Below are 15,366 nucleotides of genomic sequence, written 5' to 3'. Positions count from 1 at the left end.
ATACGTGTCAACGGGGAGCCTTACAAGTATACGAACGTATACAAAAGTGCCTTATTTTCCCAGCCATTTCTTGATTTCTTCTACGCATCCGTCTCTGTCGTCGCGGATTTGGTAGACCCAAAAGCGTTTAACGTCCCAGCCGAGTTCAAAGAGGCGCTGGTTACGAAGCTGGTCGCGGTACATGAGTTCACCGTTCCAGTCCCGGTGATACATTTCGCCGTCGACTTCAATGTCTAAATGCCGTGTACCGTCTATAAGAGCCAAATCAAGTTTGTACTTCTCTACGGGATACTGGGGAATCGTGCAGATACCGGCATCGTAAAGCGCCGTATAAAACGCGCGTTCCCAAAGGGAAACCTGATCTTCGTTAGATACAGGCGGGTAATCCCGGCCGGCAGGATAGATAGGCGCAGGGATATTTTCTCCGGACCAGTTCTGGTTCAGCTGGCGGACGTACGCTACGAAATGTTGCAAATAAGATGCACCTTGTTCGGCACAATAAGCTTCATCACCGACGACAATCAGGGCAGCTCTGGCGCGGGTCACAGCAACGTTGAAGAGGTTACCACTGCTTTCGAGGAAACGCAGGGCTCCCTCCTTTGTGCCGTTAGAAATAACGGGTGAGAAAAAGATGACGTCCCGTTCGTCGCCTTGAAATCTGTGGACCGTATCGATGAGCAAATGATTCTTGTCCAGAGAGCTATACAAAAAAGGATCCTGGCCGATAAGCCTGTTTAATCAGCTTGGCCTGAGCTCTAAAGGGCGTAACGACGCCGACAGAACCCGTAAAGCCTGTGTCGATGACATACTGTCGCAGGGCTTCAACGACAGCCGTTGCTTCTACTGTGTTATACACACTGCCCTGAGGTGGCCGTTCTGTCTTGCCTGCACACGCTAGCCAGTGGATGCCTGGTGCCAATCCTTCCGGACAGTGCAACAGCTGGCTCTGCGTAGCTACGCGCAGCTTGCCAGCGTAGAATTCAGCGTTTGAATAGCCAATAATGTCGGCATAGCTGCGGTGATGATCCCGCAAGGTCAATATTCGCCCTGTCTGAGAGAGGCTGCTCGCCAAGTCGTAAAGGGACACGGCAGAAAAGGCCCAGTTCAGTGACACAGCGTATTTCTGCTCCAAATACAAATCCTGCCGGTTGGACACATTGCTAATATGAGGCAGCTGCTTCGGATCGCCAATGATGACAGCACGCTTCGCCCGGTACAGCATAGGCAGCATAGATGCAATGTCACACTGGCTCGCTTCATCAATGACGACCAGGTCCAAGAGACCCGGTTCAAAGGGAATACGGTGTCTGGCAGACAGAGCTGTCACGGCCCAGCAAGGCAAAAAATCAGTCATCTTCCGCTGTAATTGGCGGTATTTACGTTGGAAATTAGGAAAATCAGAGCAATCGACATTTTTTGCCAGCTGCACGGCAGCAATGTAGGCGTGCATATCCTGCCGTTGCTGCGCTGTAATCTGTACGGGCCTGGCCAGGAGCCACGCTTGCCACCGTCTTTTGCCAATTTCGGCTAAGTTTGCCTTCATCCTTACCAGGCTTCGGTCTAGTTGTTCCAGCGGTGGTGCCTCTGTCAGGGCTTTCCTGGCTTCGTTATAAGCGGCAATCTTTTCCATATGGCCGACGAGCATTTTTGCTGCCGTACAAAGCTGCTCGTGTTCCTGTTCATTGGGTACAGCGCCCTGAAGTGGCACACCTGGCTGCCCATACGCTGTGAAACACGCTCTGACCTGGTCTAGAGCCGCTTGAAGCGCCTCGGTCTTCCCTTTGCCCCAAAGAAACCAAAAAAGCTTAGACGGAAATGTATGTTGTCCCTTATACCATTGATCATAGGCGTGCTGGTACGCTTCTAACGTAGCAGCACATTGGCTGACTGCAGCCGTTGAAAGCGTAGAAAACAAAGTCCCCCAGTCAGGACGCAAGTCGCAGACCTGTCGTTCCAAATGGTCTGCTTCGTTACGCAGGTCCATGACAGCCTGCTTTTGCCGCCTCAGGTCTTCATATCGGGCCAGCTCTTCGTCGTAGTGCTTCGTATAGAATTCGTACTCTTCTACATCCTTTTCATCGGCGTTATAGGTCAGAAGCCTGCTCACCTGTTCTGCCAAATGACGGGCGTACTGATTGGGTCCAATGCGTACCATGATAGGACTGGCACCTAAGGCGTTGACCCGTTCTTCTACGACGTCGACGGCCTTATTATTACGGCTCGTAAAGAGCACCTTTTTACCGCGCCAGGCAGCGTTGATCAGGAGATTCGTTACGACCTGGGATTTACCGGTTCCCGGCGGGCCGGTGACGACGGTGAGTTTATGCTCCAGGGCACAGCGGATAGCCGCTTCCTGCTCAGAATTCATGGGCAGGACTTCCAGGAGCGGCGTAACGTCAGCATTATCCGTTTCATCAGCATGGGTCTGCTCGTATATCCAGTCATACAAGGCTGTTCCTTTATACGCCTCTGCCGGCAATTTAGATAAGGCCTCTAATTCCTGTGCCAGGCCCTGTGTATAGGGCGCCAATTCTGAAACGATAAAGACGGCCTTGTTGTAAATGCCTTCCTCCGTTAGCGACGCAAGAGGCGGTTCTGTATGCAGTACCTGCGAATCCAATGGTTCCCGCCAGTTCCAATCGCGTATCTCCCTTAAGAGACACGTCATTTCTTCTATATCCACCACGAAATCACGATTGTTCAGTCCCAATTCCGTTTCCAGGCGGATCAGGTTTTGATCGAGACTTTCACTGCCATGAGATGAATACTGCCGTACAACTTCCCGGTTAATAGAAGGAACAGTACTTCTATAGACAGCGCCACCGTGAATCTCGACAGGAAAGAGAAAAACAGGTGCTATTTGCCATTCCCATTCTTTACGCTGCCTGTTGAGGACCTTCTCTACAAGCACCGGATAGCCAACGTAAGCCGTGAGATGTCTGCCTGATGATACCTTGCGAATAAGCCGGGCTACATTGGCATCTGTACTATCGATTTCCAGTTCCTGCAGCTCTGCGTAGGGCAAGTCCGTGTCTGCATGCAAGGGGCTCTTGACGCCATCACTTTCCTGGATGGCCATACAATCGAGATAGTAGTGACAGAGCGACGATAAGCGTGCATCCGGCGTACCTGCCTTACCGTCTTCAACGGGTGCCTGTTCCTGCGGATACCAGTAGTAGGCACGACGGTAGCAATACTTTCGCAGCGGCCCGTACAATGCAGCCCGCACTTCTTTGGGATCATCGCCTGTGTATTTCCCAATCTCCTTCGCTGTGAGGCCGGGATGTTCTTCTATGATGTTGAGTATCCTTTTTTCCCAGTCGTTCACAACTGCAGCCCTCCTGTATCACGTAAAAGATTTACATCTTATTCTAATTCTAGAAGGATTCATTATATTTTGTCAATGAATAGATGTGGCTTTGTATTCCTTGCTTTTGATAGCGTTTGTGCTATCGTGTAAACAGGAACATAAAGGAGATCATCATATTTTACGAGAATCAGCATGGTGAATCAGATGATGGCCACAAAGCCGTCGTTTTTTTCGGCGGATTTGTTAGGTGTCACGCCCCTCTTGAGCAAGTAAAATGCAAAAAAAAACATCTGCCATCACGCGACAGATGCTTTCGTCTTTTTTCTTCAAGGATTGCTATAGGCCTGCACCGAAATCCGGGCAGGTCTTTGCCAAACCGGAACTCCCTTTAGAGAGCGCAAGAGGTAGACCAGGCTGTGGCCCAGGCTCTTCATGGTAGCCATGCCTTCCGGATCGTAGCGTACATCACCCGGTAATTGGCCATAGGCGACGTTCCAATAACGGGACCCGGCAATATACATTTCATGGGTCAGGAAGAAATGGTTCATCGTATCCAGTGCTCCTAAGGCACCATCCCGGCGGGCAGCCACGACGGCTGCACCTGCTTTATGGGATAAGAAGTCCGGGTTTGTATCAGCTATGTGTGAAGCCCGTTCCAAAAAGGCTTGCATATTAGCCGTAACGTTAGCGGCATACACAGGCGAACCCAAAAGAATGCCGTCAGCCTTTTCCATTTTTTTAAAGATTTCCGGAAACAGATCCTCCTGATGAACACACTGGCCTGTATCGCCGCAAGCCCAACAAGCCCGGCAAGGTTCAATAATCTGTCCGGCAAAGGACACTATTTCTACGTCTATGCCTGCTTCCTTCAATACATCGCCTACAGTGTGTAACAAGATTGCCGTATTTCCAGCCTTGCGTGCACTGCCATTTATCGCTAATACCTTCACTTGCAATAACCTGCCTTTCCCACGTATGGACCAGCAAAGACCTATCGTATGGCCAGGCAAAACATACTAACCTAAGACCGCATATAGCCAGTGCGTAGAAAATAGTGAGTCTTTTTTTACTCTAAAATAATTCTTTATATAGTATAACAAATAATAATGTAATTGCAAGATGTTTTAGCGGTAGCTGGTCTATTATTTTTTCATATCGATTATTGATTTACCATAAGTACGTACGCGGCCCCAGGCCGTGAGCTCGCCCCGTTTCGTCTCATCCCCAGTGAAGGCAAGGCGTCTCTGTCGCAAAGACCAGCCAGCTGATTTACTCACTTCCTTGACCTCTCCTACTGTCTTTGTCATATAATAAAGATATACGGGAAAAAATTTCTCAAGGAGGTTTTTTAAGAAGCACAGAGTAAATCGGATAGTAGCGGCAGCCATTTTGGGTGTCGGGTTGGTTACGGGCAGTTATGCCCCGGCCTACGCCGCACCGGCCTGGTCCTTGCCGGCTCAGGGCGTACAGCTGGAGAGTGCGGCCAAGCAGGCTTATGTTACGGACCGGATGTATACGGCCTTTCACAAGGCTCAGAAGACGGCTCCTGCGGCGTTTACGGCGCCGGATGGCTGGTCGTACACGCAGATCACGGAAAAGGGCGTAAAGATAGAAAAGCTGGTCAATCCCCAAGGTTCGCCTGCGCATACGGTGTTACAGCTCCATGGCGGCGGGTATATTGCGCCACTGACGAATGCCTACCGTCACATTGCTGTACAGCAGGCTGTCCTGGCCAATGCCAGAGAGACCTATATGGTAGATTACAAGCTGGCGCCTGAATACAAATATCCTGCCGCATTGGATGACGCCTTGACGGCGTATACGTTTATCGTCAAAGAAGGGATACGGCCCCAGGATATCATCGTCTTCGGCGATTCTGCCGGTGGCAATCTGGCCCTGGCTATGTCGCAGAAGCTGCGCGATGAACACATGCCCCAGCCGGGACTCTTGATTTTGGATTCACCGTGGGCCACAGCCGAGACACAGTCCCCATCACGTCAGAATCATGTCGATCAGGATATGGTCTTGGGCAAGATCAATGAGGCTATGTTCCGGGAAATCAATGCGCCCTCCTTTGTTCCCAAAGGCATGAAACTCAGTGATCCCCGTATCTCGCCACTCCATGGCGACCTCACAGGCCTGCCGCCCATGCTCATCCAAGCCGGAGGCTACGAGCTGTTTCTCGATGAGGCTATAGAACTGGCCAAAAAAGCCGCCGCTGCCGGCGTCAAAGTCACCCTCACGGTCTATCCGGCCATGTCACACGACTTTGCCCTTTGCATACCGGAACTCCAGGACAGCGTAGACAGCTTCGCTGAAATCCGCGATTTCGTGAACGCGAATATGAAATAAGGATCCCGTTAGGATGCACATCTTGCCACGTCCGGGCACAGCTGGCCCGTGCGTAGCACCAAAAAAGGACCTCCGGCCTGTGTTAGGTCAGAGGTCCTTTTGGCTGCTTACCAGATGAACAAGCCGGCTATACCGGCGGAGAGCAGAGATACGAGGATGCCCGATAGGAGCATGTAGCCCACGTTACGGGAAATGAGGTCGCTTTTTTCATCATCGACAATGCCTTTGAAGCAGCCGATGATCATACCCAGGGTCGAGAAATTCGCAAAGGAGGTGATGAATACAGTCAGGACGCCCTGCATGTGGGTGCTAAAGCCGGCCATGCTGTCTTGTACGCTTAGCATGACGACGAACTCATTGGTAATGAGCTTCGTTCCCATATACTGGGCCAGCTGAAAGGCTTCGCCTGTATCGAGGCCCAGCAGCCAGGCACAGGGGAATAGGATGCAGCCGAGGATATTTTCCAAGGTAATGGACGGGTGAATGAGCACCAGCAGCTTGTCAATCAAGGCAGCCAGAGCTACGAAAGCGATGACGTTCGCGCAGATGATGAGCACCAGGCGGCCGGCACCGATGATGGAGCTGCCGAGAAAGGAAAAGAAGGGCTGCCGCTCGGCGCTATCAATCTTTGCTACGATGTCTTCTGCAGCAGAGACCCGGACGGGATGCAGGATATTCGTGACGATAAGGGCATTGATGCAATTCAGCGGTACGGCCGTCAGGATATACGCCGCCGGCATCATGTGGGTATAGACACCGATGAGGGCTGCCGTAACGCAGCTCATGGACATCATGGCCAGCGTCAGGTTACGCTCGGCTTTCATCTGTTTGAGCTGCAGCGTCGAAACGGCCAGGGCCTCCGTATTGCCCAAAAACATCATTTCAATGGCAAAAAAGGTCTCAAATTTCGGCGTACGCGTAATGAACGCCAGTCCCTTGCCGATCCATTTGATGACAAACGGCAGGACACCGATGTAGGTCAGGATGTCAAAAAGCGGTACGATCATGATGATTGGCAGCAAGGCAGACGTGAAGAAATTCATTTGCTTCACACGGACCCAGTCGGGGAAAGCAAAGGCGATCCCTTCATAAGCAACATTGATGAGCCAGACAAAGGCTGCGGCCGCACCGGATACGATTTCCCGGCCGATGGGAAAGGTCGTCAAGAACCAGGCGATAAAGAAATTGAGGAGCAGCAATACTCCTACGCAGCGCCACTGGATCTCTTTGCGTTTTTTGGAAAAGAGGACGCCCAGGGCCAAAAAGACCAGAATGCCGAGCATATTGATTGCGAAAAACATGTTTCTCTCCTTATCCTTAGAATGCTTAGAGATCCTTTGAAGAAAACGCGTATGGCAGCAGTTCCTCCAAGGTGACGACCTTCACAGCTCCGTGCAAATTGGCCATGATGATCTTATTGATGTGGAACTCGCCCATGACCTGGCGGCACGCACCGCAAGGAGAACACGGGCCTTCCGTATCGGCAATCACGGCCAGGGCAGCAAACTCCTTCTCCCCTTCCGAAACAGCTTTGAAAATTGCCGTACGCTCTGCGCAATTCGTCACGGGATAACTGGAGTTTTCGATATTGCAGCCGCCATACACATGGCCCTGCTTCGTTAGTACGGCTGCGCCTACCTTGAACTTGGAATAGGGACTGTACGAAAATTCACGATATTTCCTTGCGACTTCAATCAACTCTTTGTCTTCCACACTACAACACTTCCTTATTACAAAATATAATAGCTTCAATTCATACAACTGATGCGCTCATTATACCATCTTTTTTGTCAGAAGAAAAAGCAGGGACAGCTCATTAATTTGTCCGTAGCTCTTGACTTAGAGACTACTATAACGCGTATACTATAACGTAAACGGCTATTCGTTCTCTTGGGACGAAGGTCAAGTTAGGAGGTTTTAACTTGAATACAAAATGGAATCATGTACTCGCAGCAGCTGTCTTGGGCCTGGGCCTTGTAGCCGGTACGTATGCGCCGGCCTACGCCGCACCGGCCTGGTCCCTGCCGGCCCAGGGCGTACAACTGGAAAATGCAGCTAAACAAGCCTATGTCGCCAAGACCATGGACGCCATGTTCCATCCGGCAAAGGACGCTGTGCCCGCTGCGTTTACAGCACCAGATGGCTGGTCGTATACGACGGTTACCGAAAAGGGCCTGAAACTGGAAAAGCTGGAAAATCCTCAGGGCTCAGCAGATCGTACGGTTCTTCAGCTCCACGGTGGCGGCTATATCGTCCCCTTGCACAATGGCTATAAGAACCTTGCCGTTCGTCAGGCCGTCTTGTCTCAGGCCAAAGCTACGTATATGGTCAATTACCGCCTGGCACCGCAAAACAAGTATCCTGCTGCCCTCGACGACGCACTGACAGCCTACCAGTACATCCTCAAACAAGGTACGCCGGCAAAGCAGATTATCGTCTTCGGTGACTCTGCCGGTGGTAATCTGGCCTTAGCCTTGGCCTTGAAACTAAAGGAAGAAAACCTGCCCCAGCCGGGCCTCTACGTCTTGGATTCGCCCTGGACGACGCTGGAAACGAAATCGCCATCCCGTCAGGGCAATGTAAAAAAGGATCTGGTCCTCGGCGAAACGAACAAGGTCATGTTCCACGAAATCAACAATCCGACCTATGCCCCGGCAGGCATGAAGCTCAGTGATGTCCGTCTGTCACCGCTCCACGGCGACCTGACAGGCTTACCGCCTATGCTCATCCAGACCGGCAGCTATGAACTCTTTCTCGATGACGCTACGAAATTAGCGGAAAAAGCGGCAAACGACGGCGTAAAAGTCACACTCACGGTCTATCCGGCCATGTCCCACGACTTCGCCCTTTGCATTCCCGACCTGCAGGACAGCATCGATTCGTACGCCGAAATCAAGGACTTCATCAATCTCAATATGGAAAAATAAGAATCGCACTGTAATGTCACGCTCATTTCCCTATTTTACTTCTGCGTCCACAGGACCTCGACTGCAACAGTTGAGGTCCTGTTTTGCTATCCACCATGTATTTCCTCAGCTGCCAGGCCTGTGAATAGGCCAAACGGACTTCACGTCGCACCTTTACTTGCTATTCTTCACACCATACATTGACAATCGTCTATGTAAATGGTATGCTCATTACATAGACGGCCATCTATACGAGGAGATGTTTATGGATACAATACTACTTACCAACATATGCAAAGCCCTTAGCAGTCCTATTCGCCTGGAGATTCTGCAAAAACTGAAGGATGGCGAAATGTGCGCCTGCCATCTGCTGGAACACTTTGCGATTACCCAGCCTACCCTGTCCCACCATATGCATGTTCTTTGTGACTGCCAGCTCATCTGGGACCGCAAGGAAGGAAAATGGCATTATTATTCGTTGAACAGGGACACACTCGGCCAGTTTGGCAGCTTTTTTGTCAGTCTGGGCCTGACGGCAGACTGTACCGGTGAAAATTCATGTGACTGTGTTGAATCAGGAGGAACTAACGATGAATGAAATTATTGAAAATGTAAAGGAATACTATGGCAAGGTCCTGGACGGGACGAAGGATCTGAAAACCAAAGCCTGTTGTTGCGGCAGTGCCTTACCGAAGCAGGTAAAAGAAGCATTGGCCTTGATCGATGATGAAATCGTCACACATTATTATGGCTGTGGCTCGCCGATTCCCGACCTGCTTGACGGCATGACCGTGCTGGATTTGGGCTGCGGCACAGGCCGTGATGTATACGTCGCTGCAAAACTCGTTGGCGAAAAAGGCCACGTCATTGGCGTCGACATGACGCAGGAACAGTTAGACATTGCCTTGCGGCACGAAGAAGCGCAGTACAAACGCTTTGGCTACAAGAGCTCCAATGTGACCTTCAAGAAAGGCTACATAGAAGACCTAAAATCCCTGGGCCTTGCAGACAACTCGGTAGACGTCGTCATTTCTAACTGTGTCATCAACCTGTCCCCGTATAAAGAAGAAGTATTCAAGGAAATCTGGCGCGTACTCAAACCGGGTGGCGAGCTCTACTTCTCCGATGTCTTCACAGACCGGCGCATTCCGGCAGCGCTCTACGCCGATCCCGTCCTGCACGGAGAATGCATTAGTGGTGCTATGTATTATGAAGATTTCCGCCGCCTTCTGCGCAAAGCCGGTTTCATGGATTTCGTCTACATGAATATCCGTGACTTCGATCTGGGCAATGAAGAAATCACGCAGAAGGTTGGCTTCGCTCATTTCTCGGAACGCACTGTACGGGCCTTCAAGCTGCCGGACCTGGAAGATGCCTGTGAGGATTACGGCCAAGTTGCCATCTACAACGGCACGATTCCCAATCATCCCCACGGCTATGATTTCGATATGTACAATCACTTTGTCACAGGCAAACCCATGCTGGTTAGCGGCAACCTGGCCTCCATGCTGGAAGAAACGCGCTTTGCCTCTGCCTTTACGGTCTATGGCGACCGCTCCGTACACTACGGTGCCTTTGGCGTCGCTCCTGCGGAAACGAAAACCGATAGCGACGGCGGCTGCTGCTGACGGTACGTACGAAGACAACAGGCAATGGCATTAAACAGCCCGATTGCGAACCATACACAGAGAATCCCCGTACCATACGCGATTGGAGCGGTATCCTTTACACAGAGGATGCCGCTCTTCTTGTATGCAGAAGAGACTGGGAAAGAAGTATCCCTGTACGCCTTCGTTTCGGGCGCAGCATTCCTGTCAGGCTCTTCTCTTCAGTTTATAGCCTTCTAGCCGGCTAATTGGCCGAGGCTGTCGCCGTCTAGGCGTAGTGCGTCTTGGCCGGTCTGGTTTCTTTTTTTATTCTTTTCGAGGAGGCCTGCTATGTAGTCTACACTGTCATGGCCGCCGTAGGAAGCGATCCACGTGGCGCCTACTACGTAGAAGGAGTCTTCTTCTTGTTCGAGTTCCATGAGTTCCCTGGCTGTTTCGGGCGTAATGGAGCCGAAAGCTTTGATGTAGGCTTGTACGGCTTCGCTTTTCTCCGGGTCCGGTGCTGCTGTTTCTGTGTCAGCCGCAGGTCCGGCCTCATTTTGGCCATAGTCCGGGTGCGCAGCTTGGGTGTAGAGGTCCGGTTCGCCTTCGTCCCAGGTATACTCAGGGTATACGCTCCCTGTGTAGTCGTCCGCTTCGCCTTCGTCCCACGTATACTCAGGGTATTCACCTGCTATATAGTCGTCCGCTTCGGCTTCCTGCCAGGCATAGTCTGGGCCGGTGCTTGCGGTGTAGTCATTTGCTGCGGTTTCGTTTTGGCTATGGTCCTGTTGTTTCAGGTCATGGGTGTTTTCGCTTTGGTTTTGTCTATAGTCAGCAGGTACGGCTTCTCTGTCCGATTCCGGTTCAGACGGGCTGTGTGAGGCGTCATAGGCTTGTTCTAAGGCGGTTATGGGGATGACGGTTACGTCGCGGGTGCCGGGTTTTGGGCAGACCGGTCCTGTCTGTTCAGGTGCTGCCTTTTGAGCAGTGCTTTTCTTTTTCCTGGCTGGTTTTGTCGTGTCTTTTCCCGTATCAACGCCTTGGAGTTCGTTCCAGCGGTTGATTTTGATGACGCCTTGGTCGTCGCGCTGGATCAGTTCGTACGCTTCCAGCAGGTCCAGGGCTTTGCCGATAAAGCGGGCGTTGCGGTGGTAGCCTATGGCAAGCTGCCGGACGGTCATGGCTTTGCCTTTCATGGCATAGACGTAGCCCTGATCACGCAAGGCACAGGCCAGCTTGACGAGGTGCAGGAAGAAAACGAAATAGGCTTCGCCGTTGCGTTCGGCGATTAAGCAGAGAATGCGCGGATCACTCATCAATTCGATATGAAATTTGAACCAGTGGATTTTTTTGGACATGAGAACGTACCTCCTAAACAGTCTGAAAATTTACCCCTCTATTATATAGGGGGATTCTGAAATCAAAAGTGTAAAGGTAAAACGGCGTTTTTCTGCATTGTTTATAAAATGTTTAAATTTTTCGCTTTTTGCAGGCCTATTTCCCCCTCTGCTATATAGGGGGATTCTGAAAGCGATTTTGGAAACAAAAACGGCAATATTTTATAAATAATTTATACTTATGCCTGTCCTCTTGTTTTTCTCCCTCTGTTTTATTCTTTTGTTGTTTTTCTTATCTCTTCTCCCTCTCCTTCTTTTTCTTATTCTTTTTCTTCTCTCCCTCTTATTCTTATTCTCTTCTTATTCTGTCTCTATTTTTTTATGATTTTTTGATTTGAAACGATACAAAACCGCTCCTTCAGGCAGGAACGGAAAGGCTGAAAAGCCGATAAAATCAAGGGTTGGCGGCCTTTTTGCCACTGGCGCAGCCAGGCGGTACCGGTGACGCAGGAGCGCCGCGTTTTGTACCTGGTATTTGTCAAAGTTTTGCAATTGTTGCGACAAGTTATGTGACAAGTTATGCGGCTAAACAGATACAAACGTATCGTAATTTGTTCCGTTAGTATTGCTATAATTATGTGTCAAACTATGACAAACAATAGCACACATATAACGACCCATTCTGTACATGGAAAATACTTTTTATGCTTTATGCTGAAATGAAGCGCAACTCATACAAAAAGGATAGCCACCGGCCTGTGAGCCGGGTGCTATCCTTCTTGAGTTAGGACCTGAATTGATGGCATGTGTGATTAACGCTTAGCCAATCTTTTTTGCTATGACGGGGTGTCTTACGCTTATTCCCACGTCTTTTCTTTCAGCAGTTCTGCTATGTTCTCAGTCGCCGGCAGGGAATCTGTTTCCAGGATTTGCGTAAGGTCAAAGATGCGCGTTCCCATGGGGGCTCTGGGGGATATTTTTTTGAAATCCGTTTCGTAGAATTTTTCCACGAAGAAATAGCGATGTTCCGTGGTTCTGATGTCATAGCCGTAGTTGACGGCGTCTTTCATTGCTAGTTCTATCGTGTTTTTACGGTCTTCTGTCAATTCGCCGCATTCTGCATTGTAGGTGATGACAGTGTCTGTTGCGACGGCAATGATAGAGGCGCAGATTTTGCCGATGGCACGGATGCTCTTTTGGCTGTAGAGACCCAGGTAGTCATGGGGACGGAAGCCATGGTCTGCTTTATCGTAGTAGACGTTGTGGCTTGTGTTGAAGTCTAGCGTCGTGCCGGCCAGGCGCATGCGCATGTATTTCCAGGCATCTGATGCAGCAATCAAGCCATCATCATAGCAGTATTGCCGATAATCCTCCAGCACGGCCTGCATCTCATCATCCCTGTCATCAAGGACATCGCTCAGCACATTGGCCAGTTTTTCAAAGGTAGTGTTGATGTGGACAATGGGACTTCTGGGCCGCTGCGTGTCATTATAGGCCTGCAACCTTTTTTCAAAATCTGCCCGTTTAGCCGCCGCCATAGGCTCTGGCGCGATGGTCATGAGGACGCGGTAAGTCTGGTCACCAAAAGCCTTCAAGTGATTTTCCAGCTGCTGCGCATAGAACCAGTCCGACAATTTCGTCTCCACGGCGATTTTGAAACTTTCCTGCATAATCGCTGCATCGAGGACACTGTTTTCGCCTTTTTCCTGCAAACGGAACGTAAGCTCCGGCTCAAAAGACTCGGAAAAGCAGTTTTCCTTCAGGAGCCGGAAAAATTTGGCAGGCGAATAGGCGTACAAGCGCGACAAAAGGAGCATCGTATTGGCTGTGGCTACGTTCTCCTTTTGGTGATATCTTTGGAAGTAGTGGATTTTCATGGGGCCTCCGTGGCTTCTGTTATATTTATTGTTCGTTTATTATAGCATATTACTGTAAACAGGCATGGCTCATTATAGTGAGTAGGATTAGTCGGTCTGGCGGAGCGGTTGGGTTGTTTTCGGTGGCTTGTGTACACCCATATTGAGGTAATACAATGATTGCATCAGTAAATCTTACTCGTGAAATTTCCGTGAACAGTCTATCCGAAGTGCAAGGTGGGATTTTCCATGAAGGATACCTATATTTTTCCAGCCATTTTTCAGCAGGATGACGATGGTATTTCTATTTTTTTCCCGTATCTTCCTGGATGTCTTCCTTGCGCTGATTCGATGGAAGAAGCATTTCAAAATGCCCGCGAGGCGTTGCAGCTCCATCTTTATGGTATGGAAGAGGATGAGGAAGAGATTCCGGAGCCTTCAAAGGTTTCAGATATCCATCCCAAGGCTCATCAGGTGATTGCTGTGATTGAGGCTTGGATGCCTCCGTTCCGCGAAAAAATGCTCAACAAGTCTACGAATAAGACGGTCACTATTCCCCGTTAGCTTGATATCCTTGCCAAAAAGAATCACGTCAACTATTCTCATCTTTTGCAGGATTCTCTGAAGCGCTATTTGGGCGTATCCGAACCTGAATCCAAGTATTTTTCTAGTCATTAGGATGTGAAAAAGCACCAGCAGAGCCATTGAGGTGGTTCTGCTGGTGCTTTTTGTGTTTGATTTTTGACTAAGCGTCACTATTGACCTGGCGGCCAATTAAATCGAGCTCTTCTGATTCTAGTCCGCTGACGGCTGTTTTATCGGGAGACCGGCTTATCTTCAGGTGTAAAAATACAGCATGCACTATCTAATTCCCAATCACTCAGACTTTCCCGTTTTCAGTATTTTCCTGGTGTCTGTCGAACCTGTGTCTAACCCAAAGTGCCGTTTAACCATGAAGTGAAAAAACATGGGTCCTGTCGTCAGTACAGCAATCGTATCTGCTACTGGTTCTGCAAGAAATACACCTATTACTTGATTATGGGAAAAAAACAGTGGGAGAATAAAAATCAGAGGGATCAGCAAAATTATTTTACGCCATATGGTGAGGAAAATCGCCGTCTTTGCATTATTCAGTGCCACAAAGCTGTACTGGCAGGCAACCTGCACGCCGTAAATCAGCAGCATCGCCAAAAACAACCGCATTGCCTGTGCTGTATAAGCAATTAGTTCCGGATCAGACGTGAAAATCCCTGCAACTTCCCTAGGTGCAATCATACAGCAAAGCCAGATAAAAAATGACCCGGAAACACAGGAAAGGAACAGATACCGAAAACACTGCTTTACGCGTTTTTCATTTTCAGCTCCGAGGTTATAGCTGAGGATAGGCTGGGCTCCCTGCACAAGGCCCGGCAAAATCAGCATCGTAAACTGCATAATACTGTTTAAAATGCTCATGGCACTTACCGCCATGGTGCCACCGTATTTTTGCAAGGACGTATTGAAGCTGATGGCTACAAGGTTTTCTGTCAACTGCATCAGGGCCGGGGACAGACCGAGCAACAGACAGGGCCCAAGCAGGACACTGTCAAAACAGATATAGCGTTTCCGAAGCTGTATCTGTGATTTGTCCCCCAACAGATAATAAAGGACAAAGCCTGATGTCACGGCCTGGGCAATCACGGTTGCAAGAGCAGCCCCCTGCACGCCCATATGAAGGCCGAAGATAAAGATCGAATCCAATATGACATTTACTACTGCACCAATCACTACATTGACCATGCTTGTCCTGCTGTCACCTTGTGCTGTGATAAACGCGTTTAAGCCAAGAGTCAGCTGGGCGAATACGGTTCCCAGGCAATAGATTTTCATGTAGCTGACTGCATAGCCAATCGTGTCTTCGTCTGCTCCAAACATGAGCAGAATTCTTTCGCCAAAGCAGAGCATAAAAACCGTGATAATAACTGACAGAATCAGTAACGTGAAGGTACAGGTACCCAATATTTTTTTCAGCACTAT

13 protein-coding genes are annotated in these 15,366 nt (G+C 49.7%); 5 read left to right on the top strand and 8 right to left on the bottom strand.

Features of this window, described 5'->3' with window-relative positions; genetic code table 11:
• Positions 1–51: 51 nt before the first annotated feature.
• The 3 genes from PGX44_RS08040 to PGX44_RS08030 all read right to left on the bottom strand — a co-directional run bounded on the left by PGX44_RS08040 (position 52) and on the right by PGX44_RS08030 (position 4,260).
• Positions 52–708, bottom strand: a complete 657-nt coding sequence (locus PGX44_RS08040; protein WP_498854962.1) for an endonuclease domain-containing protein — start codon at positions 706–708, stop codon at positions 52–54.
• A complete protein-coding gene (locus PGX44_RS08035; RefSeq protein WP_498854961.1) occupies positions 701–3,328 on the bottom strand; it encodes a DEAD/DEAH box helicase in 2,628 nt (875 codons plus the stop codon). The genes PGX44_RS08040 and PGX44_RS08035 overlap by 8 nt, the downstream gene beginning before the upstream one ends.
• 308 nt (positions 3,329–3,636) lie before the next feature.
• Positions 3,637–4,260 carry a flavodoxin family protein gene (locus PGX44_RS08030; RefSeq protein ID WP_498854960.1) on the bottom strand — a complete coding sequence of 208 codons (624 nt, stop codon included), beginning with the start codon at positions 4,258–4,260 and terminating at the stop codon, positions 3,637–3,639.
• A gap of 439 nt (positions 4,261–4,699) precedes the next feature.
• Between PGX44_RS08030 and PGX44_RS08025 the strand changes: the two genes are divergently transcribed.
• Positions 4,700–5,662, top strand: coding sequence for an alpha/beta hydrolase (locus PGX44_RS08025; RefSeq protein WP_498854959.1), 963 nt, complete (start codon positions 4,700–4,702; stop codon positions 5,660–5,662).
• 107 nt (positions 5,663–5,769) lie between these two features.
• Here PGX44_RS08025 and PGX44_RS08020 read toward each other — a convergent pair whose 3' ends face one another.
• Together PGX44_RS08020 and PGX44_RS08015 are read right to left on the bottom strand one after the other, a co-directional pair.
• The gene (locus PGX44_RS08020; protein ID WP_498854958.1) at positions 5,770–6,963 is read right to left on the bottom strand and encodes a NupC/NupG family nucleoside CNT transporter; all 1,194 of its coding nucleotides are present in this window, start codon (positions 6,961–6,963) and stop codon (positions 5,770–5,772) included.
• A gap of 25 nt (positions 6,964–6,988) precedes the next feature.
• Positions 6,989–7,375 (bottom strand): cytidine deaminase, encoded by a 387-nt coding sequence (locus PGX44_RS08015; protein ID WP_288201103.1) that lies wholly within the window; start codon positions 7,373–7,375, stop codon positions 6,989–6,991.
• Positions 7,376–7,584: 209 nt separating this feature from the next.
• On the opposite strand from PGX44_RS08015, the gene PGX44_RS08010 reads away from it, so the two are divergent.
• The 3 genes from PGX44_RS08010 (at position 7,585) to PGX44_RS08000 (ending at position 10,196) form a co-directional block, all read left to right on the top strand.
• On the top strand, positions 7,585–8,589 hold the full coding sequence (locus PGX44_RS08010) for an alpha/beta hydrolase (protein WP_498854957.1): 1,005 nt from the start codon (positions 7,585–7,587) through the stop codon (positions 8,587–8,589).
• A gap of 244 nt (positions 8,590–8,833) precedes the next feature.
• A complete protein-coding gene (locus tag PGX44_RS08005; protein ID WP_498854956.1) occupies positions 8,834–9,166 on the top strand; it encodes an ArsR/SmtB family transcription factor in 333 nt (110 codons plus the stop codon).
• Positions 9,159–10,196, top strand: coding sequence for a methyltransferase domain-containing protein (locus tag PGX44_RS08000; protein ID WP_498854955.1), 1,038 nt, complete (start codon positions 9,159–9,161; stop codon positions 10,194–10,196). The genes PGX44_RS08005 and PGX44_RS08000 overlap by 8 nt, the downstream gene beginning before the upstream one ends.
• Positions 10,197–10,411: 215 nt before the next feature.
• On the opposite strand, the gene PGX44_RS07995 is transcribed toward PGX44_RS08000, so the two are convergent.
• A complete protein-coding gene (locus tag PGX44_RS07995) occupies positions 10,412–11,515 on the bottom strand; it encodes a phage replisome organizer N-terminal domain-containing protein (RefSeq protein ID WP_498854954.1) in 1,104 nt (367 codons plus the stop codon).
• Positions 11,516–12,351: 836 nt separating this feature from the next.
• Positions 12,352–13,371 carry a hypothetical protein gene (locus tag PGX44_RS07990; RefSeq protein ID WP_498854953.1) on the bottom strand — a complete coding sequence of 340 codons (1,020 nt, stop codon included), beginning with the start codon at positions 13,369–13,371 and terminating at the stop codon, positions 12,352–12,354.
• A 228-nt stretch (positions 13,372–13,599) separates the two neighbouring features.
• On the opposite strand from PGX44_RS07990, the gene PGX44_RS07985 reads away from it, so the two are divergent.
• Positions 13,600–13,914, top strand: coding sequence for a type II toxin-antitoxin system HicB family antitoxin (locus PGX44_RS07985; RefSeq protein WP_498854952.1), 315 nt, complete (start codon positions 13,600–13,602; stop codon positions 13,912–13,914).
• A gap of 312 nt (positions 13,915–14,226) precedes the next feature.
• Here PGX44_RS07985 and PGX44_RS07980 read toward each other — a convergent pair whose 3' ends face one another.
• Complete coding sequence (locus tag PGX44_RS07980) at positions 14,227–15,363, bottom strand: MATE family efflux transporter (protein WP_498854951.1); 1,137 nt, start codon at positions 15,361–15,363, stop codon at positions 14,227–14,229.
• Positions 15,364–15,366: the final 3 nt, after the last annotated feature.

Source organism: Caecibacter sp. AF58-12pH5A (assembly GCF_027681725.1).
GTDB classification, from domain to species: domain Bacteria; phylum Bacillota; class Negativicutes; order Veillonellales; family Megasphaeraceae; genus Megasphaera; species Megasphaera hominis.
The sequence above is the reverse complement of the archived record's forward strand: the minus strand, read 5'-3'. Positions and strand labels throughout refer to the sequence as shown.